This is a genomic window from Ruegeria sp. BG6, assembly GCF_056538465.1.
On the sequence record NZ_JBQFTB010000004.1, the window covers coordinates 16,892 to 39,439 of the forward strand.

24 protein-coding genes are annotated in these 22,548 nt (G+C 58.1%); 8 read left to right on the forward strand and 16 right to left on the reverse strand.

Annotated elements, in window-relative coordinates; all coding sequences use genetic code 11:
• Window positions 1-34 precede the first annotated feature (34 nt).
• Window positions 35-454 (forward strand): excalibur calcium-binding domain-containing protein, encoded by a 420-nt coding sequence (locus tag ACR0JW_RS09195; protein WP_170614426.1) that lies wholly within the window; start codon window positions 35-37, stop codon window positions 452-454.
• 48 nt (window positions 455-502) lie between these two features.
• Here the strand turns inward: ACR0JW_RS09195 and ACR0JW_RS09200 are convergent, their stop codons facing one another.
• The 4 genes from ACR0JW_RS09200 to ACR0JW_RS09215 all read right to left on the reverse strand — a co-directional run bounded on the left by ACR0JW_RS09200 (window position 503) and on the right by ACR0JW_RS09215 (window position 4,372).
• Complete coding sequence (locus tag ACR0JW_RS09200; RefSeq protein ID WP_170614425.1) at window positions 503-1,222, reverse strand: LuxR family transcriptional regulator; 720 nt, start codon at window positions 1,220-1,222, stop codon at window positions 503-505.
• Window positions 1,161-1,379 carry a hypothetical protein gene (locus ACR0JW_RS09205; RefSeq protein WP_170614121.1) on the reverse strand — a complete coding sequence of 73 codons (219 nt, stop codon included), beginning with the start codon at window positions 1,377-1,379 and terminating at the stop codon, window positions 1,161-1,163. Before ACR0JW_RS09205 ends, ACR0JW_RS09200 begins: the two co-directional genes overlap by 62 nt.
• Before the next feature lie 204 nt (window positions 1,380-1,583).
• On the reverse strand, window positions 1,584-2,870 hold the full coding sequence (gene ccrA, locus ACR0JW_RS09210) for a crotonyl-CoA carboxylase/reductase (RefSeq protein ID WP_170679726.1): 1,287 nt from the start codon (window positions 2,868-2,870) through the stop codon (window positions 1,584-1,586).
• A 113-nt stretch (window positions 2,871-2,983) separates the two neighbouring features.
• The gene (locus ACR0JW_RS09215; protein ID WP_170679724.1) at window positions 2,984-4,372 is read right to left on the reverse strand and encodes a 1-acyl-sn-glycerol-3-phosphate acyltransferase; all 1,389 of its coding nucleotides are present in this window, start codon (window positions 4,370-4,372) and stop codon (window positions 2,984-2,986) included.
• A 143-nt stretch (window positions 4,373-4,515) separates the two neighbouring features.
• Between ACR0JW_RS09215 and ACR0JW_RS09220 the strand changes: the two genes are divergently transcribed.
• From ACR0JW_RS09220 to deoD, 3 genes are all read left to right on the forward strand, one after another.
• Complete coding sequence (locus tag ACR0JW_RS09220) at window positions 4,516-6,483, forward strand: protein meaA (RefSeq protein ID WP_480713834.1); 1,968 nt, start codon at window positions 4,516-4,518, stop codon at window positions 6,481-6,483.
• A gap of 122 nt (window positions 6,484-6,605) precedes the next feature.
• Window positions 6,606-6,923: an H-NS histone family protein gene (locus ACR0JW_RS09225; protein ID WP_170614421.1), complete on the forward strand. Its 318-nt coding sequence runs from the start codon at window positions 6,606-6,608 to the stop codon at window positions 6,921-6,923.
• A 16-nt stretch (window positions 6,924-6,939) separates the two neighbouring features.
• Window positions 6,940-7,653: a purine-nucleoside phosphorylase gene (deoD, locus tag ACR0JW_RS09230; RefSeq protein WP_170679720.1), complete on the forward strand. Its 714-nt coding sequence runs from the start codon at window positions 6,940-6,942 to the stop codon at window positions 7,651-7,653.
• Between the two features lie 43 nt (window positions 7,654-7,696).
• Here the strand turns inward: deoD and ACR0JW_RS09235 are convergent, their stop codons facing one another.
• The 11 genes from ACR0JW_RS09235 to ACR0JW_RS09285 all read right to left on the reverse strand — a co-directional run bounded on the left by ACR0JW_RS09235 (window position 7,697) and on the right by ACR0JW_RS09285 (window position 17,943).
• Window positions 7,697-8,542 (reverse strand): urea carboxylase-associated family protein, encoded by an 846-nt coding sequence (locus tag ACR0JW_RS09235; RefSeq protein ID WP_480713835.1) that lies wholly within the window; start codon window positions 8,540-8,542, stop codon window positions 7,697-7,699.
• A gap of 601 nt (window positions 8,543-9,143) precedes the next feature.
• Complete coding sequence (locus tag ACR0JW_RS09240) at window positions 9,144-9,923, reverse strand: succinate dehydrogenase iron-sulfur subunit (RefSeq protein ID WP_170679716.1); 780 nt, start codon at window positions 9,921-9,923, stop codon at window positions 9,144-9,146.
• A gap of 97 nt (window positions 9,924-10,020) precedes the next feature.
• Window positions 10,021-11,688, reverse strand: coding sequence for a glycosyltransferase family protein (locus tag ACR0JW_RS09245; RefSeq protein WP_170824919.1), 1,668 nt, complete (start codon window positions 11,686-11,688; stop codon window positions 10,021-10,023).
• A 63-nt stretch (window positions 11,689-11,751) separates the two neighbouring features.
• Window positions 11,752-13,557, reverse strand: a complete 1,806-nt coding sequence (gene sdhA / locus ACR0JW_RS09250; protein WP_170614413.1) for a succinate dehydrogenase flavoprotein subunit — start codon at window positions 13,555-13,557, stop codon at window positions 11,752-11,754.
• Between the two features lie 19 nt (window positions 13,558-13,576).
• Window positions 13,577-13,948, reverse strand: a complete 372-nt coding sequence (gene sdhD, locus ACR0JW_RS09255) for a succinate dehydrogenase, hydrophobic membrane anchor protein (protein ID WP_170614412.1) — start codon at window positions 13,946-13,948, stop codon at window positions 13,577-13,579.
• A gap of 13 nt (window positions 13,949-13,961) precedes the next feature.
• Window positions 13,962-14,348, reverse strand: a complete 387-nt coding sequence (gene sdhC, locus ACR0JW_RS09260; RefSeq protein WP_170679712.1) for a succinate dehydrogenase, cytochrome b556 subunit — start codon at window positions 14,346-14,348, stop codon at window positions 13,962-13,964.
• 205 nt (window positions 14,349-14,553) lie between these two features.
• Window positions 14,554-15,225 carry a DUF1194 domain-containing protein gene (locus ACR0JW_RS09265; protein ID WP_170614410.1) on the reverse strand — a complete coding sequence of 224 codons (672 nt, stop codon included), beginning with the start codon at window positions 15,223-15,225 and terminating at the stop codon, window positions 14,554-14,556.
• A 52-nt stretch (window positions 15,226-15,277) separates the two neighbouring features.
• Window positions 15,278-16,306: a MaoC family dehydratase gene (locus tag ACR0JW_RS09270; RefSeq protein WP_170679710.1), complete on the reverse strand. Its 1,029-nt coding sequence runs from the start codon at window positions 16,304-16,306 to the stop codon at window positions 15,278-15,280.
• Window positions 16,306-16,512 (reverse strand): DUF1737 domain-containing protein, encoded by a 207-nt coding sequence (locus ACR0JW_RS09275; RefSeq protein WP_170679708.1) that lies wholly within the window; start codon window positions 16,510-16,512, stop codon window positions 16,306-16,308. Before ACR0JW_RS09275 ends, ACR0JW_RS09270 begins: the two co-directional genes overlap by 1 nt.
• A 12-nt stretch (window positions 16,513-16,524) precedes the next feature.
• Window positions 16,525-17,079, reverse strand: a complete 555-nt coding sequence (locus tag ACR0JW_RS09280) for an NnrU family protein (protein WP_170679707.1) — start codon at window positions 17,077-17,079, stop codon at window positions 16,525-16,527.
• Between the two features lie 6 nt (window positions 17,080-17,085).
• A complete protein-coding gene (locus ACR0JW_RS09285) occupies window positions 17,086-17,943 on the reverse strand; it encodes an HpcH/HpaI aldolase/citrate lyase family protein (protein ID WP_170679705.1) in 858 nt (285 codons plus the stop codon).
• A gap of 167 nt (window positions 17,944-18,110) precedes the next feature.
• Here ACR0JW_RS09285 and ACR0JW_RS09290 point away from each other — a divergent pair, with 167 nt between their 5' ends.
• Window positions 18,111-18,425, forward strand: a complete 315-nt coding sequence (locus tag ACR0JW_RS09290) for a hypothetical protein (RefSeq protein ID WP_170679703.1) — start codon at window positions 18,111-18,113, stop codon at window positions 18,423-18,425.
• A gap of 4 nt (window positions 18,426-18,429) precedes the next feature.
• Here ACR0JW_RS09290 and ACR0JW_RS09295 read toward each other — a convergent pair whose 3' ends face one another.
• A complete protein-coding gene (locus ACR0JW_RS09295) occupies window positions 18,430-19,185 on the reverse strand; it encodes a sulfite exporter TauE/SafE family protein (RefSeq protein WP_170679701.1) in 756 nt (251 codons plus the stop codon).
• A 161-nt stretch (window positions 19,186-19,346) separates the two neighbouring features.
• On the opposite strand from ACR0JW_RS09295, the gene mdh reads away from it, so the two are divergent.
• From mdh to ACR0JW_RS09310, 3 genes are all read left to right on the forward strand, one after another.
• The gene (gene mdh, locus ACR0JW_RS09300; protein WP_170614403.1) at window positions 19,347-20,309 is read left to right on the forward strand and encodes a malate dehydrogenase; all 963 of its coding nucleotides are present in this window, start codon (window positions 19,347-19,349) and stop codon (window positions 20,307-20,309) included.
• A 331-nt stretch (window positions 20,310-20,640) separates the two neighbouring features.
• Window positions 20,641-21,834: an ADP-forming succinate--CoA ligase subunit beta gene (gene sucC / locus ACR0JW_RS09305; protein WP_170614402.1), complete on the forward strand. Its 1,194-nt coding sequence runs from the start codon at window positions 20,641-20,643 to the stop codon at window positions 21,832-21,834.
• A gap of 45 nt (window positions 21,835-21,879) precedes the next feature.
• Window positions 21,880-22,548, forward strand: coding sequence for a class I SAM-dependent methyltransferase (locus ACR0JW_RS09310; protein WP_170679699.1), 669 nt, complete (start codon window positions 21,880-21,882; stop codon window positions 22,546-22,548).

A 22,548-nucleotide genomic window follows, 5' to 3' on the forward strand; every position in this document is an offset into this window, starting at 1 on the left:
CTTTGCCACAAATCCGGGCGAAGATCAGCGCGAAATGTTAAAAAGATCCGTACCACCTGAGCCCGAACTGAATCCGCGCGCCGCTCACCGGTATCGTCGGGCAGACGCGACGCGCAAAAGGGCTCTGTCCCCGATCCGCATTCTGTTCATGGTTCTGGCCCTGCCCCTGACTACGGCACTGGTCGCCGTCAACATCTATTTGCGGACGTCCGAGTACGAAAGAAACGACGCCATTATTCATCTTGTGGCGATGGCGGGGTGTGACACCGTTCTGAAGATTGTCCCGGGACCATTCGTCCGGGGCCAACCAGGGTATCATGAACGCAACGATCCAAATGGCGACGGTGTCGCCTGTGGGATTCTCAATCAAGCCTCTTCGACCGGACAGACACAACAACGCCCCCCAGCCACGAGCGTGCGCTCGGTCGGCAACGCAAAATTCGTCCGGCCCTAAAGGCTGAGCACCTGCGCAACCACAAAGACAAACCCGAACCGCAGGCCATCAAACCACGATCAGTCCCCGACTGAGGGCCGTGGCGATGGCATGGGTGGTATTCTGTGCGCCCAGCTTTGCCCGCGCGCTTTCAATATAGACACGCAGCGTGTGTTCCGAAATCGACAGGGAGTGTGCGACCTGAGCGCGACTATATCCCAGTGCAAGCAAGGTCATCGCGTCAATCTCGCGCGGGGACAGGGCGCGAGGAGCGTCCGGTTGCCGCTCACGCTCAAACTCCAGCGCCTTTCGGTTGAAGTAATGGGCAATCAGGATCAGGCCACGCCCATTTTCGGAGATGAAATCCTGCCAGGTTTCGTCATCGCAGGAATGGTTCACTGTAAACAGGGCAAACTGGCCGTTGGGACCGCGGATCGGGATGGAGTAACCCTGATTGCCGACGCCGTGCTGCTGCGCGTCCAGAAGAAAAGCCTTGGCGACCTTTCCGGACCAGTCCAGTGATTTCCAGTCAACAGGATGAAATCGCTGGAAGCACCCGATTATGACCGGGTCGATCCGGTGATAGTTCTTTTCCTGATATCGCTCGGCCCAGGCGTCGGGATAGGTCGTATATCCGTATTGGTCCCCTGCCCCATCGACCCAGTGATAGATGATGTGTTCAATCTGCAGCTTGTCTCTGAGATGAACAGCGATAGCGCTTAGCTCATCAAGCGTGCTGGTGTTTTCCAAATCCTCCAGGATCTGGCTCAAATCGAGTCTTGTGACCATCCGCCGGCGCCCGCACCTCATTCTTCATGGACGCGATTTCGGCCGCTGCGATCAGCCTGGTATCGTCAAGCTGCTCGGCCAGCGCGGTCAAACCGTTTGCCGAAGCAAAGGCGTTGAGGTCCGACAATACGTCCAGTATCCACTCATTTTGCGCCATCAGGGTCTCTCCGAAACGGTTAACGAAGGGTTAACACAACCATAGCATGCATAGTGTTTTTTCGCATATTCACTGCTTTCTACTCCCCAAAAATAGCGGGGGCCGAAATTGCAACTCTCTGAAAGCATTGAAGTCCCTCTGAAATAAGAAACGCCCGCGAACCAAAACCGTGATTCGCGGGCGTTGAAATTGGCTTTCGTGAACTTAGTCGCGCGCGTCCAGAACCTCTTCCAGTGTGCGCATACCGGTTCTCGGTGCCTGAACCAGAACGGACATGTTCCCGGGCTTGTGTTCGTTGCGCATCATCTTCATGTGCGCAGCAGGCAATTCGTTCCAGGAAAAGACCTCGGACATGCAGGGATCAAGACGGCGTTCGACCATCAGCTGGTTGGCCGAGGCGGCTTGCTTCAGATGCGCGAAGTGAGACCCCTGAAGTCGCTTCTGGTGCATCCACATGTAACGCACGTCGAAGGTCAGGTTATAGCCGGTGGTGCCGGCGCAGATCACAACCATGCCGCCTTTTTTGACGACGAATGTTGAGACCGGGAAGGTGCTTTCGCCCGGATGTTCGAACACCATGTCGACGTTCACACCCTTGCCGGTGATGTCCCAGATTGCCTTGCCGAACTTGCGGGCCTCTTTGAACCACTCGGCATATTCCGGCGTGTTCACGGTGGGCAGCTGCCCCCAGCAATTGAAGTCCTTGCGGTTCAGTACACCCTTGGCGCCCAGCCCCATGACAAAGTCACGCTTGCTTTCGTCCGATATCACACCGATCGCATTCGCGCCCGCTGTATTGATCAACTGGATCGCGTAAGAGCCCAGACCACCCGACGCGCCCCAGACCAGAACGTTCTGACCCGGCTTCAGGTCATGCGGCTCGTGACCGAACAGCATCCGGTATGCGGTTGCCAGAGTCAGCGTGTAGCAGGCGCTTTCTTCCCAGGTCAGGTGCTTGGGACGCGGCATCAACTGCTGAGCCTGAACGTTGGTGAACTGCGCGAACGAGCCGTCCGGAGTCTCATAGCCCCAGATACGCTGGCTGGGCGAGTACATCGGATCACCGCCATTGCAGTGCTCGTCATCACCGTCATCCTGGTTGCAGTGGATCACGACCTCGTCGCCGACTTTCCAGCGTGTTACCTTGTCACCCACGGCCCAGACGATACCCGAAGCATCGGAACCTGCGATGTGAAACGGCTGGCCGTGGCCATCAAACGGGCTGATCGGCTTGCCCAGCGACGCCCAGACGCCATTGTAGTTGACACCTGCGGCCATCACCAGAACCAGCACCTCGTGGCTGTCCAATACAGGCACATCAACCACTTCCAGCTGCATGGCAGTTTCAGGCTCGCCATGGCGCTCTTTGCGGATGGCCCAGGCATACATTTTCTTGGGGACATACCCCATCGGAGGGATCTCACCCATCTCATAGAGGTCTTTTTCAGGTGCCTCGTACGACGCGATACCGCTGTCGGTGTCCAGAGCCATGTTGGCCTCCTTTAGTCAGTTCGTTTGCCGCGACGCAGAATCGCGCCCGTTAACCGATGGAATATTGGCCATCGAGTAACATTGCAATAGATATTGACGCTGTTTTTGTAATTTTATGACCCAGCAGTTGCAGAAAGACCTTTCGCTTCTGCAGCATAGTACGCCTCGATTTCCTTTGGCGCAGAGGCGGCATAGTAGTTCAGAAGATCCAATCTTTGCCCTGAGGATGAGATTTTCCCGTCAACCTGTCGCAATACCCTGCGCTCGACCAACTGGTTGACAGCGGACGTTATCGCATCGCTGTTGGATTCGGATCCGCCTCCGTCCCGCTGCATGAAGCGGGCGATCAGGTCGGTCAGCATTGCACCGGACATCTCACCATGTTCGCGCACAAGCCAACAGGCTGCAGGCGCAGGCACCAGGGGTATCGCCTCACCAATACGCGCCATCAGCAGACGTGCGAGATCGGTCATCAGGTCCTTGCTGCCACCTGCCCGATAGGCCCGCAGCGAAACAGGCTCGCCATAGCGCACAGAGGCAAGGCCGAACCTTGTGTATCGACCAATAATGCGCCGCCAGACCTGCTTGAGCATCCAACGCGTCACAACCCCGATCCTTGCGCGAAAGCGCCGCTCGCTTCCCAGCGCGGCCCGGGTCAGAATCGTATCTTCCAGTACACGATCGTAATTCAGCGCCACGGGAACAAAGACCACATCCCGGCCATCGGATGTGGTCCCGTCTATGATGTATTTAAGCAAGCCAAGCTTGGGCCGCCCCAATGCGCCGGTCAGGCTCAGCCCGCCTTCGGGGAACATCGCCTGCGTAACACCGGCCTCGGTCGCATGACGCACATAACAAGCCAGTACATGACGGTAGAGGTCACTTCCCGATTTACGCCGGATGAAATACGCGCCCATCGCCCGGATAAGGCGGCTCAGCGGCCAGACGCGCGCCCATTCTCCGACCGCGTAAGACAGTGCCGATTGTTGCGCTGCCAGGTAGGTGACAAGTACATAATCCATGTTGCTGCGATGGTTCATGACAAAGACAACCGTCGCTTCGGGATCTATTTTCTTTAAGGCGTCCTCGTCCTGATGGCTCAGGCGGACTTCGTAAAACGCGTTGCTCAGCATGCGCGCGATACGGATGGCAAAGCCGAAATAGGCAAAAGCGGAAAAAGACGGAACAATCTCTCGGGCAAAGCGGCGGGCCTGCTCGAAGGCGACGCCTTCGGGGATACCTTCTTCACGCGCATGTCGCTGCACCGCATAGCCAACCTGCGGGTCGTAGATGAGCCTCTCGATCATGTCATGCCGCCGGGCCAGCTTGAACGGCTGAATCGGTCTTTGCAGTCGCTGGTTCAGGCGCGACACGGCCCGTTCCAGGCGGCGGCGAAAAAACCAACGCACCGACGGGAACAGAAAATGCGACGCAAAAGTGACCGCAGCGAAGACCACGATCAGTACAAACAGCCAAAGCGGAAGTTCCACGGTCTGCGTCATGGCGGCACAGTGCCATTATTCCAAAACACCTACAATCTGAACAATTCGGGATGCCGCAACGCAGCGAATTGACATATCCCAAAAATTGCGCTTTAGAACCCTTAGACGAAATTATGTTGCCCACCCAAACACGAGGTCCACCCATGACGCAGATGCAGAAAGACCGCCCCTGGCTCATCCGAACCTATGCTGGTCATTCCACCGCACAGGCCTCGAACGCGTTGTATCGCAGCAACCTGGCCAAAGGGCAGACCGGCCTGTCCGTTGCCTTCGATCTGCCAACTCAAACGGGGTATGACAGCGATCATACGCTGGCACGGGGCGAGGTGGGTAAAGTGGGTGTGCCCGTCTGCCATCTGGGTGACATGCGGGTTCTGTTCGACCAGATTCCGCTGGAGCAGATGAACACCTCGATGACGATCAACGCCACCGCGCCCTGGCTGCTGGCGCTTTATATCGCCGTGGCCGAAGAACAGGGCGCGGACGTTTCCAAGCTGCAGGGCACGGTTCAGAACGATCTGATCAAGGAATACCTGAGCCGCGGCACCTATGTCTGCCCGCCGAAACCGTCGCTGAAGATGATCGCGGACGTGGCCGAATACTGCTACACCAACGTGCCGAAGTGGAACCCGATGAACGTGTGTTCCTATCACCTGCAAGAGGCTGGCGCGACACCTGAACAGGAACTGGCCTATGCGCTGGCCACCGCTATCGCCGTTCTGGACGAACTGCGCCCGCGCGTTCCGGCCGAAGACTTCCCCGCGCTGTGCGGACGAATTTCGTTCTTTGTGAATGCGGGAATCCGCTTTGTCACTGAAATGTGCAAAATGCGGGCATTCGTCGACCTTTGGGATGAAATCCTGCAACAAAGGTATGGGGTCGAAGACCCCAAATTCCGCCGATTCCGCTATGGCGTTCAGGTGAACTCTCTTGGTCTGACCGAGCAACAGCCGGAAAACAACGTCTACCGCATCCTGATTGAGATGCTGGCCGTGACGTTGTCGAAAAAGGCGCGGGCCCGGGCAGTGCAGTTGCCTGCTTGGAACGAAGCATTGGGTCTGCCGCGGCCCTGGGATCAGCAATGGTCGATGCGGATGCAGCAAATTCTGGCTTATGAAACCGACCTGCTTGAATTTGGCGACCTGTTCGACGGCAACCCGGCCGTGGATGCAAAGGTCGAAGAGTTGAAAGAGGGTGCGCGGGCCGAACTGGCAAACCTCGAATCGATGGGCGGTGCTGTTGCCGCGATCGAATACATGAAATCGCGGCTGGTGGATTCCAACGCGGATCGCCTGAACCGCATCGAGCGCAATGAGACCGTCGTGGTCGGCGTGAACAAATGGACCGAAGGCGAGCCTTCGCCGCTGCAAACCGAAGATGGCGGCATCATGGTCGTCGACCCGGCGGTTGAACAGGAGCAGATCGGGCGGCTGAACGACTGGCGGGCGGACCGCGACGACAACGCGGTCGCAGCGGCTCTGGCGGCGTTGCGCGAGGCCGCGCAATCCGGGGCCAACGTCATGGAACCCTCGATTGCCGCCGCCAAGGCGGGCGTAACAACCGGCGAATGGGCCGAAGAGATGCGCAAGGTGTACGGCACCTATCGCGGCCCGACCGGCGTTTCGGGCTCGGTCTCGAACAAGACCGAAGGCCTGGAGGATCTGCGGGCCGCGGTGGACGCGGTCAGCGACAAGCTGAGGCGGCGCCTGAAGTTCCTGGTTGGCAAACCGGGGCTGGACGGTCATTCCAACGGAGCCGAACAAATCGCCTTCCGTGCCCGCGATTGCGGTATGGATATCAGCTATGAGGGCATCCGCCTTACGCCCGAGGAAATCGTGACGGCCGCGATCGAGGACGACGCCCATGTCATTGGCCTGTCGATCCTTTCCGGCAGCCATCTGCCGCTGGTTCAGGATGTCATGGCCCGGCTTCGCGAAGCCGGACTGGATCATATCCCGGTCATTGTCGGCGGCATTATTCCGGATGACGATGCGGCAAAACTGAAATCATTTGGCGTTGCCCGAATTTACACGCCAAAAAATTTCGAACTGAATGCGATCATGGGCGATATTGTCACCTTGGCCGATCCAAAAAACCTTGCAGCGGAATAACGCACAAAACCGAGATTAATTCCCAGTTTCTATTCCCAAACCCGAATGAATGGATTACGGCATTGTTCGGGAGGCGAAAGGCCAATTGGCCTTTCGTAAAATAAATTAATGGGAGAGAAATAATGGGGATCAATCTGGACAATATGTCCCGCAAGGACCTGTTGGAATTGCGCGATCAGATCGAAAAGGCACTTAAAACAGCGGAAAAACGCGAGCGCCAAAACGCCTTGAAAGCGGCAGAACAAGCTGCCGCAGAATTTGGGTTTTCACTGGCCGAATTGTCGAGCGACGCGCCGCGTGGACCCAAAGGCTCAAAAGCTAAGGCAAAATACCGTAATCCGGCCGCACCCGAACAGACCTGGTCTGGCCGCGGTCGCAAACCGCAATGGGTACATGACGCGCTGAAGTCGGGCGCGGATATAGCAGATCTGGAAATCTGACAGGGCTGGCCGGAAAATGACTATTCATATCGGCGCTGAAAAAGGTGAAATCGCAGAAACCGTTCTTTTGCCCGGTGATCCGTATCGGGCAAAATGGGCGGCGGAAACGTTTCTGACGGATGTCAGAAAAATCAATGACGTGCGCGGAATGCTGGGCTTTACCGGCACCTGGAAGGGAAATCCTGTAACCATTCAGGGCAGCGGTATGGGAATGCCGTCCCTGTCAATTTACGTCAATGAACTGATCCGTGATTATAGCGCGAAAACCCTGATCCGCATCGGCTCGTGCGGTGGAATGCAGGATAGCGTCAATATCCGTGACGTTATTCTGGCCATGACCTCGACCACGCTCAGCACGCCTTCGCGCGGGATCATGAAAGAACTGAACTTTGCCCCCTGCGCCGATTGGGGCTTGTTGCAGGCCGCAGCCAGCGCCGCGCAAGCCAAGGACACGACCACGCATGTCGGCGGCATCTATTCGTCAGACGTATTCTACGATGAGCGTCCCGATCTGAATGAACAGATGGTCCGGCACGGCATTCTGGGCGTCGAGATGGAAGCCGCAGAGCTGTATATTCTGGCCGCCCGCCACAAATGCCGGGCGCTGGCGGTTCTAACCGTTTCAGACCATTTGCTGACCGGCGAGGCGCTGCCGTCGTCAGAACGTGAAAGCAGCTTTGGCGACATGGTCGAAATCGCATTGCAGGCCGCGTTCCCGGACGCAACGTGACCAAACTAGGGGCGATCCTTTCGCCCCTTATTGCCCCGTCAGGCTAACGCCCATGCGATCGGTCATACCCGTTCGGATCAGGGCTTGCCCAGCCGTCCAGCGCACCGTCCAACGGGGCAAAGACTTCAACCAGCAACGGATGGCAGGTTGCGGTATCCGAAGAATGCACGGATGAACAATCCCCGCCCGGACATGCGCTCAGATTGCCTAACAGGTCGATCTCGGCAAAGAACTCCAGGTAATCGCCCGGACGGACGGGTGACGCCTTCATGAAATACTGACCGGTATCTCGCGTGAATCCGGTGCACATGAAAACGTTAAGGACGTCGTGAACTGCCTGCTCAGCCTCGGACATCTCAATTCCCAGATGGTCCGCCAGTGCGCGGGTCAGATTGGAGTGGCAGCAATGGTGGTATTGCGTCCCCGACAACAGGTTTCCGGTGTAAGGATCACACCGGGTTCCAATCACATCATGCACGGACCCGCCAAATTCGTCGATCCCGTACCAGTCCAGCGTGTCTTCGACAATCGTGGCCAGCGGGCGCAAGTTGGGAAAGCTTGACCACATCCGCTCTCCGACTGTCAGATGCGTGCCATGCAGGGCACGGGACTTTCCGGAATAGAATCGTTCCGATAAGTCGTTGAGATTCCAAATATTCAGATCGCCGACCTGCGGCCCTTCGACAGAGGTGATGCGAAAGAAATGACCCGCCGGCACCTCGAAACACCGGGCATCGCGCGGGGGCACCAACACCTCATCCGTCTTGATCGCATCCTTTCGGACGCGCCGGTACAGCGCAAGATCAGGTATGGGCAAAGTGTCATTGGGATAACAGATCACCGGTTTTATCGCCCGGCGGGCCGCAGCATCTTCAGGGGGCAGAGCCATCTTCAGTCCATCCAACTTTTTGGCCAGAGTGCCTCATATCACGTGACCTGAAAAGCCTCGGCGTTCCGGCTAGGTCTGATTCCTCAGGCATTGCGTGGGCTGATCATTTGTTTGGACAACGGCCCCACAAAAAGCGCAGGACCACGTGCCCTCTTTCAGATGCTGGCGCCACCGGCAATCCCGGGTCAGAGACGAATGGCGCGACCTCCAAAAGAAATAGACAAAAACACCCGCAGCGAGCAAAAGTAGAAGCACTGGCATGGTTCTGCTTTGCTCATCTGTCGGTAAATTTCAAGAGGGTTGCCCTTGCCACGCGCATCAAGCTGCGTTTGCGTATTCGAACAACTCAGGCTCACCCTCAGCCAGCCTCAGCACAGGTTCCGGCGTGTAATAGACCCAGGCCTGATCCAGAATCTCCAGCGCTTCGGACGCGTTGATCTTTTTGTTTTCTTAAGATTTTTTCATCGGAGTGATCCCGTTAGATCCTGTCACTCCTCCCTGTCGAAAAGATATAGCTGCAGGGTCACCGCTACATCATACAATTTTGCAGACGGGCAATGCGCTTGCCGCAAGGCGGCAAGCACATATTGTCGTGTTTCGATTAAACGGCGCGCTCAACCATCATTTTCTTGATCTCGGCAATAGCCTTGGCCGGATTAAGTCCCTTGGGGCAAGTCTTGGCGCAGTTCATGATCGTATGGCAGCGGTAAAGCTTGAACGGATCTTCCAAATCATCCAGGCGCTCGCCCGTGGCCTCGTCCCGGCTGTCGATGATCCACCGATAGGCGTGCAGCAGAGCGGCGGGGCCGAGGTAACGATCACCGTTCCACCAGTAGCTAGGGCAGGATGTCGAGCAGCTGGCGCACATCACGCATTCATAAAGACCATCCAGTTTTTTGCGGTCTTCGATGGACTGCTTCCACTCTTTCGCCGGGCGGTTGGTCTTGGTTTCCAGCCACGGCATGATGGAGGCGTGTTGCGCGTAGAAATGCGTCAGGTCGGGGATCAGATCCTTGACCACCGGCATGTGCGGCAGAGGATAAATCTTCACGTCGCCCTTGATCTCGTCCATGCCGTAGATACAGGCCAGCGTGTTGATCCCGTCGATATTCATTGCACAGGAACCGCAGATGCCTTCGCGGCAGGACCGGCGGAAGGTCAGGGTCGGGTCAATCTTGTTCTTGATGTAGATCAGCGCATCCAGAACCATCGGACCACAGTCATCCATATCAACGAAATATGTATCTACGCGCGGGTTCTGTCCGTCATCCGGATTCCAGCGATATATCTGGAATTTGCGCGCGTTGGTGGCGCCTTCCGGCCTGGGCCAGGTTTTGCCCGTGGTGATACGGGAATTCTTGGGAAGCGTTAATTGAACCATTTTTGGACTCTCCGGCAGGGCATCGGCAGTTCAGGCCCGTACTTGTTCAGCGCGGGATAGCGGCGTTCAGGTCCACCGCAGGCGGGACAAGCTTTTTTCACTGGCTGACCTCCGCTGCGGTTTCATGTTCGCCTTCAACGGGAAGTGTTTCGACCACTTCCAGAATAGTTCGGACTCTTGCCTCAAACGAATGAGTCTCGCGCATCTGGCTGGCAAATTTCAGGCGCTTACGGCGCTTTGTATCGCTTTCAGATGAGGCAGCGCGCAACGCCCGGCCAAAACTTTCTTCATCTTCAAACAGGTAGACATACTCTGTCATATCATCCGGCAACCATCCGGCATCATCGGAAACCGGTACAGACCCACAAGCCAGCGTATCGAAAATGCGATTGGAGGGCTGACCGTTCTCTTTCATTTTCGGTGTATGGTCGTTCAGCACGATGTCCGCCTGCCCATAAACGCCCGACAAACGGTCATTTTCAACATGATCACCGCAAACAAATTCGGCATGTTTACTGGCGTTCCAGCCTGGGCCCCAGATTTTCAAACCATGACCCGAACGAGCCGCATACCCGACAGCGACGCGTTCAAACCCTGCCCGGTTTCTGCCAACAAATACAATTCCATCGCCGCGAAGACTTTCCCGAGGGTACATAACGTCAGAATCGAAACCCTGCGGAAGCAGGGACGATTTCGCGGCCATCTCGCCCTCTAGTGCGGCATCATACATGGGGCGAGACGCCCAGAACACATGATCGGCCTCAGCGTAGTTTATCTTTCGGAGCCCTTTTGAAATCGCCCAATAAAGACATTTCCGACCGGGTTGCCTCCCGAAATTCGCTCGCCCCCGCAGTACAAGATCAATCCCACCGGGTTTCGAATTCCTGTACCATTCATCTGCCGGATCGATCGTTGTTTTGTACCCCAGCCGAGAAAATGCCTTGGCCAGGCCGAGGGCAAAGTAATAGTCTCCCCAGGCTGTCAGCGTCTCACGGTTGGGCGCGGCTACTTTGATGGATACATCCGGGTTTCGCTTCCAATCGGCGGGCAACAGCCTTGGACATGCAGAAAGCCACCGGCTTTGTTCAGCGGGAACAATATCGATTGAATCAAAATATCGCTCGACACCGTAGTCTTCGATATCGGTATCCTTAAACCTGGCCAGTATTTCGTCATATGCGCCGGACAGCAAGTTGCTGTCCGGATCAAGGCCCGTGACGATTACGAGACCCGTCGGTGCGCAATCGACGATCTCAAGCTCCAGGTCCGGACGATACGCCTGAAGAATAGGAACGATTTTCCATACATCACCCGTCCAGTCGCTGGTCGGACCCTGACCACGCTGGCGGGCCGTGATGGCGCTGTTCCAAGGCACGCAGTCGTGCATCACGATCACGCTATCCGCGGAGCAGTACCGCTCGGTGTTGATGAAGTCGCGCAGCAGGAATTCCATCAAATGCATACCGTCAAGGAACGCCAGATCGACGGTGACCCCAAGAACGGCAAGCCGGTTTTCAGCGAAAAATTCGTCGCTGGTTTGCTGGAACAGATATAACTCGGGTTTTGCACCGATCAGTTCGTGTCGCACTGCGAAACTGGGATCGACCGATATGGATTTCGCATCACTCAGACGCAGACTGGCACCTGTCTGGGTTCCAACCTCGAAATACCATTCCGGTTTCAGATTCAAGTGCAGACGCCGGAGGAATTCCAGATAGTCAAGCCCATCAGCAAGGTGGAAACCTTTTTGGTGTTGCTTAGCCATTCCGACGTTTTCTCCGACAACGCATGCAATCAAAACCTCAGAGTTTTACCTTGCCCCGAACCCTCAGAACGTGCGCGCCTTGGGCGCGATTTTCTTCAAGTTTATGCCACCTTGATCTTCGGTTGTCAGCGGATCGACAATAACGGGGCGATAGCTGAGATCGACTTTGTTGCCCTCGACACGGCTGACAGTGTGAACGCGCCAGTTTTTGTCATCGCGTTCGGTGAAGTCTTCATGGGCATGGGCGCCGCGCGATTCCTTGCGGGCTTCGGCACCGACGATGGTGGCCAGCGCGCTGGGCATCAGGTTGGTCAGCTCCAGCGATTCCATCAGGTCGCTGTTCCAGACCAGGCTGCGGTCGGTGACTTTCAGGTCGTCCATCTTGGCCGCGATCGCAGTCATCTTTTCGACGCCTTCCGCCATTGTCTTAGCGGTCCGGAACACGGCTGCATCGGCCTGCATGGTCCGCTGCATCTCGAGCCGCAGATCGGCGGTCGGGATTGCACCATCGGCATTGCGCACGGCGTCAAACCTGTCGAAGGCCTTGTCGACCGACGCCTGATTCAAAACAGGATTCGCCGCATCTGCGTCCACAACCTTACCGGCGCGGATCGCTGCCGCACGGCCAAAAACCACCAGGTCGATCAGCGAGTTCGACCCCAGACGGTTCGCACCATGCACCGAGGCACATCCTGCCTCACCCACGGCCATCAGGCCCGGAACCACGGCGGTCGGGTCTTCGGCCGTCGGGTTCAGAACCTCGCCCCAATAGTTCGTTGGAATGCCGCCCATGTTGTAGTGTACGGTCGGCAGTACCGGAATCGGTTCCTTGGTGACGTCAACGCCGGCAAAGATCTTGGCGCTTTCCGAAATGCCCGGCAGACGTTCGGCCAACGCTTCTGCCGGCAGGTGGCTCAGGTTCAGGTGAATGTGATCCCCGTCCTTGCCAACACCGCGTCCTTCGCGGATCTCCATGGTCATCGAACGCGACACATAGTCACGCGGTGCAAGGTCCTTGTACTGGGGCGCATAACGCTCCATGAACCGTTCGCCTTCCGAGTTGGTCAGGTATCCGCCCTCGCCCCGTGCACCTTCGGTGATCAGGCAGCCGGACCCATAGATGCCGGTTGGGTGGAACTGAACGAACTCCATATCCTGCAGCGCAAGACCGGCACGGGCCACCATGCCGCCACCGTCACCGGTGCAGGTGTGGGCCGAGGTGGCGCTAAAGTAGGCGCGGCCGTAACCACCGGTGGCCAGCACAACCATCTTGGCATTGAAGACGTGCATCGTGCCGTCGTCCAGCTTCCAGCAGACGACACCCTGACACTGCCCGTCTTCGGACATGATCAGGTCGATGGCGAAATACTCGATGTAGAATTCGGCGTTGTTCTTAAGCGATTGGCCGTAAAGCGTGTGCAGAATTGCGTGACCGGTTCGGTCAGCCGCCGCACAAGTGCGCTGCACTGCGGGGCCTTCACCGAACTCGGTGGTGTGACCGCCAAAGGGACGCTGATAGATTTTGCCCTCTTCGGTCCGGCTGAACGGCACGCCGTAATGCTCCAGTTCATAGACCGCCTTGGGAGCCTCGCGCGCAAGATACTCCATCGCGTCGGTATCACCCAGCCAGTCCGAGCCTTTGACGGTGTCGTACATGTGCCATTGCCAGTTGTCGGGGCCCATATTGGCCAGCGACGCGGCAATACCGCCCTGCGCGGCAACCGTGTGCGAACGGGTCGGGAAAACCTTGGTTACGCAGGCTGTGCGAAGCCCCTGCTCGGCCATGCCCAGCGTGGCGCGCAAACCGGCCCCGCCAGCGCCGACAACGACCACGTCATATTCGTGTGTTTCGTATTCGTATGCAGCCATTTCGTTCAGCTCCGGGGTGTTACAGGGCGATGCGCGCAATGGCAAAGATGCCAGCGGCGGCAGCGGCGTAGGACAGGCAGATTGTCAGGATGATCAGGACCTTTTTCATCGTGCCATGCACGTAGTCCTCGATCATCACCTGCGCGCCGTCGGCGAAGTGCTTGAAACCGACCGCCAGGGTCAGCGCGGCGACAATGGCCGGGAACGGGCGCGCATAGTAGTCGAGCACCACGTCAAACGGTTGCCCCAATATCGGTCCAAAAGTGAAAATGAAAAGTGGCACAAGGATCAGCAAAGCAACCGAGCTGACCTTCATCGCCCAGAAATGAGCCGTGCCGGACTTGGCAGAGCCCAAGCCAATCGCACGCTTGCGGTCGGTAAGATAACGCATGAGGGCCTCCTAATTATCCGACCATCAAAAGGGTCAGAACGGTCAGTACAACGGAACCGATCACCACGGCCCAACCCAGCTTGTAGGCGGTTGGAATGTCCAACCCCACAGCGTTGTCCCAGATAAGATGGCGCACGCCCGCCAGCAGGTGATACCACAGGCCCAGCAACGAAAAGGCCATGATCAGATCGCCCAGAACCGAGGTCAGCCACCAGTTGGCCCGTTCGAATGCTTCGGGCGATGTGGCAGCGGCCAGGAACCACCAGACGATCAGCAAAGCGGCCACGATCATGGCGTTGCCGGTGATGCGCGTCAGGATCGACGTGACCGACGTCAGCTGCGGACGATAAATCGACAGATGCGGAGAAAGCGGGCGGTTGCCCCGATTAACATCGGCCATGGCGGCTCCTTTTCGGTTGGCTACCGAAGGTTTTACCGTTTTTTGAGGGTCTGTCACGTGCTGCGAATGCAAAAAGCCGCATATTCAGCCCAAATTCGCAGATAAAGTTAATATGTGATCACGGTAAATATTCTCGTGATCACAAATCACATATTACGCCGCCTATGTTAGCGTTTTCAACGGCAAAGCAATGTGATCACGAATCTCATCTGCTCTGTCGCAAGCCCGCCGTCTGTTGCGTCACTTCGCGCAGCAGTTTCTTGCGGATACGCTCCGGGTAATCGTCAAAACCCGCCGCCGAGACGACAAATGCGCCCTCGCCGACAATGACATTCTCAAAGAAATAGGCGGTCAGATCCGGCTCGCTTTCTTCGATTGCGATGGCGTTTACGGTGATGCCCCGGCTGCGCAGAACCGCATGGAGCTGCGAGGGTTCAACCCCTTCGTTCGAAATCCCGTCCCCGGAAATGTCGATCAGGCGTCGTTTGCAGTCCGCAACCTCGTCAAAGCTGGGAACCGTCATCTCCAGTGCCTCGCCAATCGCCGTGGAAAAGTTGCGCCATACCCTTGGATCATCAGAAACCTGTTGGGAAAACCGGTCGAGCGCTTCGAAGCTGTCGATGCGGGTCCAGGGGATAGTGATCCTCTGGCGCGAGGACCCAGTCCACTGCACAAGCATCAGTTGCGCCTGCCCCCTGACAAGTGCCTCGGACACAACCGGGTCGCGCAATCCAGCAGACAGGCCATCCATCTGAATACGGAACTCCTGCGCGTCGACCGATCCCGATACGTCAACCGCCAGCGCCAGCGCAAGATCGCACGCGGCTGCCGGTGGAGCAAAGCAGAGGCAGGCCAGAATATTGCGAAGCCAAGACATGAACGCAGATTAGCATGGTTGGCGCGATCTGCGTTCAAATGAATGTAATCTGTCAGATCGGCATCAGGGCCCAGTAGTCCAGATCCAAAAGAACGTCCGGCAGGTATTTTCCGTCATTGCTTTTCAACCCAAACGGTTCACCCCCCTTGGTCGCCACCAGTCGCAGACGGATGGCACCAATGCCGGGCGTGCCGGTTTCGGCCTTGTCCAGAACCTCGCTCCACGCCTTGATCGTGTCGCCGGCAAAGCACGGATTGGCGTGGGCACCACCGTTCAGGCCGACGATCATCTGCGCGTTTGCCAGCCCGTTGAACGACAGCGCACGTGCCATCGAGATGACGTGGCCGCCATAGATCAGACGTCCTTCGCGGCGGAAGGTCAGATCGAAATGAACCTTGGCGGTGTTCTGCCACAGGCGGGTGGCCAGCATATGCTCGGCCTCTTCCACGGTCACGCCATCGACGTGATCGATGGTTTCGCCTGTTTTGTACGCATCCCAGCGGTGGGATTCGCCGGATTGTACAAAGTCATATTTCGAGAAATCTAGGCCCTGCGGCACCACCAGATCTTGCGGGTCCAGTACTTTTTTCAGATCCGGAACAACCGTTTCCGGCGCAGGGGCATCAGGGTTCGCTTTGCGCACCATGACCCAGCGGACATACTCGATCACAACTTCGTCGCGCTGGTTCAGCCCGCGGGTACGCACCCAGACCACACCGGTCTTGCCGTTCGAGTTCTGCTTTAGCCCGATCACCTCGGATTCCGACCGAAGCGTATCGCCGGGATAGACCGGTTGCAGCCAGCGGCCCTCGGCATAGCCCAGGTTGGCCACCGCGTTCAGCGATATGTCGGGGACCGTTTTGCCGAACACAACGTGAAAGGCGGCCAGATCGTCAATCGGACTTTGCGACAGGCCGCAATTCCGGGCAAATTCATCCGAGGAGTAAAGCGCATGCCGCGCGGGATAAAGCGCGTGATACAGTGCACGCTCGCCGGTCGTGACGGTGCGGGGCACCGCGTGATGCAGAACCTGCCCGACAGAATAGTCCTCGAAGAAATGACCCGGATTTGTCTTTGCCATTATTGCTGTCCCAGTTTCATGTCAGGTGAATAGTCGGCCGCAACCTCTTTGGTCACGGCCTGCGCGCAGCGCATGACGTTGCCGGCCGGATCGAATGCGTAGGACGGTGATCCGTGCAGTTCCCACCCTTTGGCCAGCGCGTCCGAAACCTTGTGGCAGAAGGCTGACGTGTCTTCCTCGGTCAGGAGACGGTAGAGCAATGCCATATTGTCAGCTCCTTACGAGGGGAAAGGTGAAGGGCCGACCAGCCCGTGGATATAACCGATGACGCCCAGGAGAATGATCGAAGCCACAAAGAACATCGCGTCCTTGCCATAGGTGCCGGGTTCGCCGGGCGTCCATTCAGGCTCGGACCGGTTGATCACGATCACCTCGACTACGGCCCAGGCCAGAAGCCCGCCGAACAGGATGATCGACGCCAGATCACCGTTTACCAGCAGGTGCGCGAAGGCCCATGTCTTGAACCCGGCCAGCATGGGATGGCGCATGCCGTTGAGCAGCTTTCCCTTGGTTCCTGCGGGGCTCATCATGAATATCGCGATCAGGACCAACAGGTTGTTGATGTGGATCATGAAGGTCGGCGGCGACCACACATGGATGAAATCGGTCATGCGGTAGCCGAAAATCATCAGCAGGACCGACACCAGCAGCGCCAATGCCACCGCGCCCTTGCCCTTTTCGCCCATGGCGGCGCGCTGCTCCGGACGGACGCGTTTGAACAGATGCGCCGCCCACCAAAGCGCCACACCAAGAATCAGAAGAAGAAAACCCATTGCCGGCTACCCCGCTTGCAAAGCCAATATTGCCTCTGCTTTTGCCAGAATTTCTCGTGCGGTTACAACGTGAAGGTTTTCAACAATCTTCCCATCGACGACAGCAACCCCCTGCCCCTGGGCCTCGACCTCTTCAAACGCGGTGATCTGACGACGGGCCAGATCGATCTCGGCGTCCGATGGCGCGTAGGCCGCATTGGTGACGTCGACCTGCGCCGGGTGGATCAGCGTCTTGCCGTCAAAGCCCATGTCGCGACCCTGCGCGCATTCGGCGGCCAACCCGTCATTGTCCTTGAAGGCGTTGTAGACGCCGTCGACGATAATGAGGCCCTCGGCCTTGGCGGCCAGCAGGCACAGACCCAGCGAGGTCATCAGAGGCAGGCGGTCGGGGCGGAAACGGGTTTGCAGTTCCTTGGCCAGATCGTTGGTGCCCATGACAAATCCGGCCATCAGGGGATGCGCCGCGATTTCAGCCGCGTTCAGCATGCCGCGCGGGGTTTCCATCATCGCCCAGATTGGCAGATCGCCGGTGATGGCCGCCAGCGCGTCCACATCTGCGGCAGAGTTGACCTTGGGCAGCAGCACGACGTCTGCGTCCATGTCGCGCACGGCCTCGGCATCGGCGCGGCCCCATTCGGTGTCCAGACCGTTGATTCGCACGATCCGGACCCGGTTGCCGTAACCGCCTTGGGCCAGAGCACCTTTCAGCGTTTCGCGCGCATTGTCCTTTTCGTCTGCTGCAACCGCATCCTCCAGATCAAAAATAATCGCGTCCACAGGCAGAGTGCGCGCCTTGTCCAGCGCCCGTTCTTTCGAACCGGGGATATAAAGAACGGAACGATAGGGGCGCTGGCGCGGGTCCATCTGTCTTCTCCCAAAGAAATAATATTGCGCGGAATGGGGCATTTTTTACCGGAAAGTTCAAGGCAAAAATCGCCGCAGCGCAGCATCAGCACGCAACGTTCGGCGGTTTAACCGGATTTCACGCCTCTGCCGTCAGCTTTTGAGGTCTTACAGCAATGGGGTCGGATATGAGGGTGACGGTTCTGAGGATGACATTGGGTCTGATGATCATGGTCGCCGCCGCGCAACAGGTCATTGCCCGGCCGGGCACCTGCGCCCCGCGCACGGACGTAACCGAGCGGTTGGCCGCGACATACGGCGAAACGCGAAAAGGCATCGGGATTGCCCGCCAAGGCGCGGTGATGGAGATCTACGCGTCAGACGAAACCGGCAGTTGGACCATCATTGTCACCTTGCCTGACGGCATGGCGTGCCTGGTGGCGGCGGGTCAATCCTATGAGGCGCTGGCGGATGCGCTGCCGCCAAAAGGTGACAAGATCTGACCCGTCAGGTCAGTGCATCCCAGATCAGCTTGGTTCCGGTCAGGGTCAGCAGGACGTAGGCGATGCCAAAGAACAGGCGCTCGGACATCATCCAGTGCGCCCGGACGCCCAGCCAGGCGCCGAGAATGGCGAAGGGCGCCAGCAGAAGGTCCGCCAGCGCGGTATGCCAGGTGAACAGGCCGAGAAAAGCATAGGGGATGAACTTGGCGACGTTGATCACCCAGAACACCAGAACGGTCGAGGCCTGAAACTCGGTCTTCGACAGGCGCTGTGACAGAAGATAGACGGCGGCGGGCGGACCGCCGGCATGGCTGACAAAGCTGGTGAAGCCTGCGACCAGACCGGCTGTCAGACCTGCCGAAGGCGGCAGCCGGTTGGCAAAGCCGCGCACCCAGCCCCGGGTTTGCGCGAGATGCCAGATCACGAACCCGACCGAGATCCCGCCGATCAGTAGCCGCAGCAGGTCGTCATCGGTGGCGCGATAGAGCCATGCGCCCAGCGCCACGCCCGGCACGCCACCCAGGATCAACAGGCGCGAATCCGGCCAGCTCCAGCGTTTCCAGTAGGGCCCCAGGGTGGCCACATCGATCACCATCAGGATCGGCAGCATCAGGGCAAGCGCCTGCCCCGGCTCGAGGATCAGCGCCAGAATCGACGAGGACGCAAAAGCCACGCCCGAGCCGAAACCGCCCTTGGAAATCCCCGCAAATATCACCGCCGGGATCGCCACGGCAAAAAACATCAGGTTCAGATCGAACATGCGGGCGGCCCCGATTTGGCATATTTCCCAGCCGGTTTAGCGCAAACTGATTGCCCGGCGCAAACGGTATGCGGTCGCATGCCGCGCTGCGCGGCCCTTGCGCGAAACCCATTTAAGGACTAGCAAAACCGCGATTTCAAAACCGACCGGAGATATTCCAAATGGCCAGACCCAAGATTGCGCTGATCGGCGCGGGGAACATCGGCGGCACGCTCGCGCACCTTGCAGCTGTCAAGGAACTGGGTGACGTTGTCCTGTTTGACATTGCTGACGGGCTGCCGCAGGGCAAAGCGCTCGACATTGCCGAGTCCGGCCCGTCCGAGGGCTTTGACGCGGCCATGTCCGGCACAAGCGACTATGCGGATATCGCGGGCGCGGATGTCTGCATCGTCACCGCAGGCGTGGCCCGCAAGCCGGGAATGAGCCGCGATGACCTGCTGGGCATCAACCTGAAAGTCATGAAGTCGGTCGGCGAAGGCATCGCGGCCCACGCCCCCGACGCATTCGTGATCTGCATCACCAACCCGCTGGACGCGATGGTCTGGGCCCTGCGCGAATTCTCGGGTCTGCCCCACAACAAGGTCTGCGGTATGGCGGGCGTTCTGGATTCGGCGCGCTTTGCGCATTTCCTGTCGGAAGAGTTCAACGTCTCGATGCGCGACGTCACCGCCTTTGTCCTGGGCGGCCACGGCGACACCATGGTGCCGTCGGTCCGTTATTCGACCGTCGCCGGCATCCCGCTGCCCGATCTGGTCGAGATGGGCTGGACCACGCAGGAGAAACTGGACGCCATCGTGCAGCGCACCCGTGACGGCGGCGCCGAAATCGTTGGCCTGCTGAAAACCGGTTCGGCCTATTACGCGCCCGCCACCTCGGCGATCGAAATGGCCGAGGCCTATCTGAAAGACCAAAAGCGCGTTCTGCCTTGCGCGGCCTATTGCAACGGTGAGTTCGGTGTCGATGGGATGTATGTTGGTGTGCCGACCGTTATCGGTGCCGGCGGCATCGAGCGGATCGTCGACATCAAGCTGAACGAAGACGAGCAGGCCGGGTTCGACAACTCGGTCAACGCCGTCAAAGGTCTGATCGAAGCCTGCAAAGGCATCGACGGCTCGCTGAGCTAATCCCGCGCCTGCACTAAAGCTGAGCCGGTCCGTTTCGGGCCGGCTCTTTTTGTCATACTATCCGGACGACGACGGATTTCAGGACAAAACCCGATCGGCAGTGTTGGCGCAAACGTCGCAAATGCCTTTTTTGAATATGTTTTCCAGTGCCGCCAAAGAATTTTCGAATCAATGACGACGGCTACTAGATTTTGTGATCACACGATAAAACGCTGTGATCACAAATCCGAAAAATCTTCGCTAATTTCCCCACCCCCATCAAAAAACCCTTTAAACTTGCCCCTTAGACCCCCCTATAACGGTTTAATCGTAGTCAGACGGGACAGTTTCGATGAACATTCACGAATATCAGGCCAAGGCTCTTCTTCGCAGCTATGGCGCTCCGGTCTCCGAGGGTCGCGCGGTTCTGCGCGCCGAGGAAGCCAAAACCGCAGCCGGTGAACTGGATGGGCCGCTTTGGGTCGTCAAAGCACAGATCCATGCGGGTGGGCGCGGCAAGGGCTCCTTCAAGGAAGCCGATGCCGGCGAAAAGGGCGGCGTCCGTCTGACCAAGTCGGTTGAGGAAGCCGCCGAAGAAGCCAAGAAGATGCTGGGCCGCACACTGGTGACCCATCAGACCGGCCCGGCTGGCAAGCAGGTCAACCGCATCTATATCGAAGCCGGTTCGGGCATCGAGCGTGAACTGTACCTGGCCCTGCTGGTGGACCGCCAGACAAGCCGCATCTCGTTCGTCTGCTCGACCGAAGGTGGCATGGACATCGAGGAAGTGGCCGCAGCCACACCCGAGAAAATCCTGTCGTTCTCAGTAGACCCCGCGACCGGCTATCAGGCCTATCACGGCCGCCGCATCGCATTCTCGCTGGGTCTGGAAGGCGCGCAGGTCAAACAATGCGTCAAGCTGATGAACCAGCTCTACAATGCCTTCGTCGAGAAGGACATGGAGATGCTGGAGATCAACCCGCTGATCATCTCGGACAAGGGCGACCTCAAGGTGCTGGACGCCAAGGTAGGCTTTGACGGCAACGCGGTCTACCGCCACCCCGATATCGCCGAACTGCGCGACACGACCGAGGAAGATCCCAAGGAACTGGAAGCGTCAAAATACGACCTGAACTATATCGCGCTGGACGGAGAGATCGGCTGCATGGTCAACGGCGCGGGTCTGGCGATGGCGACGATGGACATCATCAAGCTCTATGGGGCCGAGCCAGCCAACTTCCTGGACGTTGGCGGCGGTGCGACCAAAGAGAAAGTAACCGAAGCGTTCAAGATCATCACCAGCGATCCGAATGTCAAAGGCATTCTGGTCAACATCTTCGGCGGCATCATGCGCTGTGACGTGATTGCCGAGGGCGTTGTCGCGGCTGTGAAAGAGGTCGGCCTGAAAGTACCGCTGGTCGTGCGCCTGGAAGGCACGAATGTCGAGAAGGGCAAAGAGATCATCAACACCTCCGGCCTGGATGTGATTGCGGCAGACAACCTGAAAGACGGCGCCGAGAAGATCGTGAAGGCGGTCAAGGGGTAAGCTCGGGTAGCTGGTTCAACCACAGGGGCTGATAGGACATCCGGGATGCGCAGCGGTCTGAGAAACGCGTTTGAAAGCTTGAGCTGGGCGGGGCGCCGTAAGGGGCCGCGCTCGGGTCAGGGCTCGACGCTTGAGGCGACGGCTCCGCTACGCGCGGCACTGCCCGGGATCTTTGAAAGGTATCGGGTCCGGACCTTTCTTGATGCGCCCTGTGGGGACTGGACATGGATGCAGCATGTGGATCTGACGGGCATCGACTATACCGGCGGCGATATCTCGCTTGAGGTGGTTGACGCGGTCAAAGCCCGGCACGGGGCACCGGGTCGTTCCTTCATGCATCTGGACATCACGTCCGATCCGTTGCCCCGGGTCGACCTGATGATGTGCCGGGATTGCCTGTTTCACCTGAAATGGTGGCTGCGCTGGGCCTTCTTCGAAAACTTCGTGCGAAGCGGGACACCCTACCTGTTGACCACAATGCATTACGTTCCCGTCAATGGAAGGCTGAGAGCCAATGCTGGCTTTCAAAGGTTCAACCCCTGCGCCGCGCCATTTAATTTCGACGACCCCGTTGAGACCATTTCGGAAACAGGCGAGATCAACCTGGACCCCGAGTATCTGCAAAGCCCGGCGGGGCAGAACCAGCGGTCATTGGGGATTTGGTTACGCGAACAGGTCATCGCCGCCCTTGAGCGGCACAGAGGTGCGTCATGA

Excerpts from the sequence above, each read along its gene's own strand:
- ACR0JW_RS09235 (WP_480713835.1), bottom strand. The coding sequence starts at position 8,542 with ATGGCTCTGCCCCCTGAAGATGCTGCGGCCCGCCGGGCGATAAAACCG.
- sdhD (WP_170614412.1), bottom strand. The coding sequence starts at position 13,948 with ATGCGTTATCTTACCGACCGCAAGCGTGCGATTGGCTTGGGCTCTGCC.
- ACR0JW_RS09265 (WP_170614410.1), bottom strand. The coding sequence starts at position 15,225 with ATGTCTTGGCTTCGCAATATTCTGGCCTGCCTCTGCTTTGCTCCACCG.
- ACR0JW_RS09280 (WP_170679707.1), bottom strand. The coding sequence starts at position 17,079 with ATGGGTTTTCTTCTTCTGATTCTTGGTGTGGCGCTTTGGTGGGCGGCG.
- ACR0JW_RS09205 (WP_170614121.1), bottom strand. The coding sequence starts at position 1,379 with ATGGCGCAAAATGAGTGGATACTGGACGTATTGTCGGACCTCAACGCC.
- ACR0JW_RS09285 (WP_170679705.1), bottom strand. The coding sequence starts at position 17,943 with ATGGACCCGCGCCAGCGCCCCTATCGTTCCGTTCTTTATATCCCCGGT.
- ACR0JW_RS09240 (WP_170679716.1), bottom strand. The coding sequence starts at position 9,923 with ATGGTTCAATTAACGCTTCCCAAGAATTCCCGTATCACCACGGGCAAA.
- ACR0JW_RS09200 (WP_170614425.1), bottom strand. The coding sequence starts at position 1,222 with ATGGTCACAAGACTCGATTTGAGCCAGATCCTGGAGGATTTGGAAAAC.
- sdhA (WP_170614413.1), bottom strand. The coding sequence starts at position 13,557 with ATGGCTGCATACGAATACGAAACACACGAATATGACGTGGTCGTTGTC.
- ACR0JW_RS09275 (WP_170679708.1), bottom strand. The coding sequence starts at position 16,512 with ATGGCATTGCTCTACCGTCTCCTGACCGAGGAAGACACGTCAGCCTTC.
- ccrA (WP_170679726.1), bottom strand. The coding sequence starts at position 2,870 with ATGGCTCTGGACACCGACAGCGGTATCGCGTCGTACGAGGCACCTGAA.
- sdhC (WP_170679712.1), bottom strand. The coding sequence starts at position 14,348 with ATGGCCGATGTTAATCGGGGCAACCGCCCGCTTTCTCCGCATCTGTCG.
- mdh (WP_170614403.1), top strand. The coding sequence starts at position 19,347 with ATGGCCAGACCCAAGATTGCGCTGATCGGCGCGGGGAACATCGGCGGC.
- ACR0JW_RS09245 (WP_170824919.1), bottom strand. The coding sequence starts at position 11,688 with ATGGCTAAGCAACACCAAAAAGGTTTCCACCTTGCTGATGGGCTTGAC.
- ACR0JW_RS09310 (WP_170679699.1), top strand. The coding sequence starts at position 21,880 with ATGCGCAGCGGTCTGAGAAACGCGTTTGAAAGCTTGAGCTGGGCGGGG.
- ACR0JW_RS09225 (WP_170614421.1), top strand. The coding sequence starts at position 6,606 with ATGGGGATCAATCTGGACAATATGTCCCGCAAGGACCTGTTGGAATTG.
- deoD (WP_170679720.1), top strand. The coding sequence starts at position 6,940 with ATGACTATTCATATCGGCGCTGAAAAAGGTGAAATCGCAGAAACCGTT.
- ACR0JW_RS09195 (WP_170614426.1), top strand. The coding sequence starts at position 35 with ATGTTAAAAAGATCCGTACCACCTGAGCCCGAACTGAATCCGCGCGCC.
- ACR0JW_RS09215 (WP_170679724.1), bottom strand. The coding sequence starts at position 4,372 with ATGACGCAGACCGTGGAACTTCCGCTTTGGCTGTTTGTACTGATCGTG.
- ACR0JW_RS09290 (WP_170679703.1), top strand. The coding sequence starts at position 18,111 with ATGAGGGTGACGGTTCTGAGGATGACATTGGGTCTGATGATCATGGTC.
- ACR0JW_RS09270 (WP_170679710.1), bottom strand. The coding sequence starts at position 16,306 with ATGGCAAAGACAAATCCGGGTCATTTCTTCGAGGACTATTCTGTCGGG.
- sucC (WP_170614402.1), top strand. The coding sequence starts at position 20,641 with ATGAACATTCACGAATATCAGGCCAAGGCTCTTCTTCGCAGCTATGGC.
- ACR0JW_RS09295 (WP_170679701.1), bottom strand. The coding sequence starts at position 19,185 with ATGTTCGATCTGAACCTGATGTTTTTTGCCGTGGCGATCCCGGCGGTG.
- ACR0JW_RS09220 (WP_480713834.1), top strand. The coding sequence starts at position 4,516 with ATGACGCAGATGCAGAAAGACCGCCCCTGGCTCATCCGAACCTATGCT.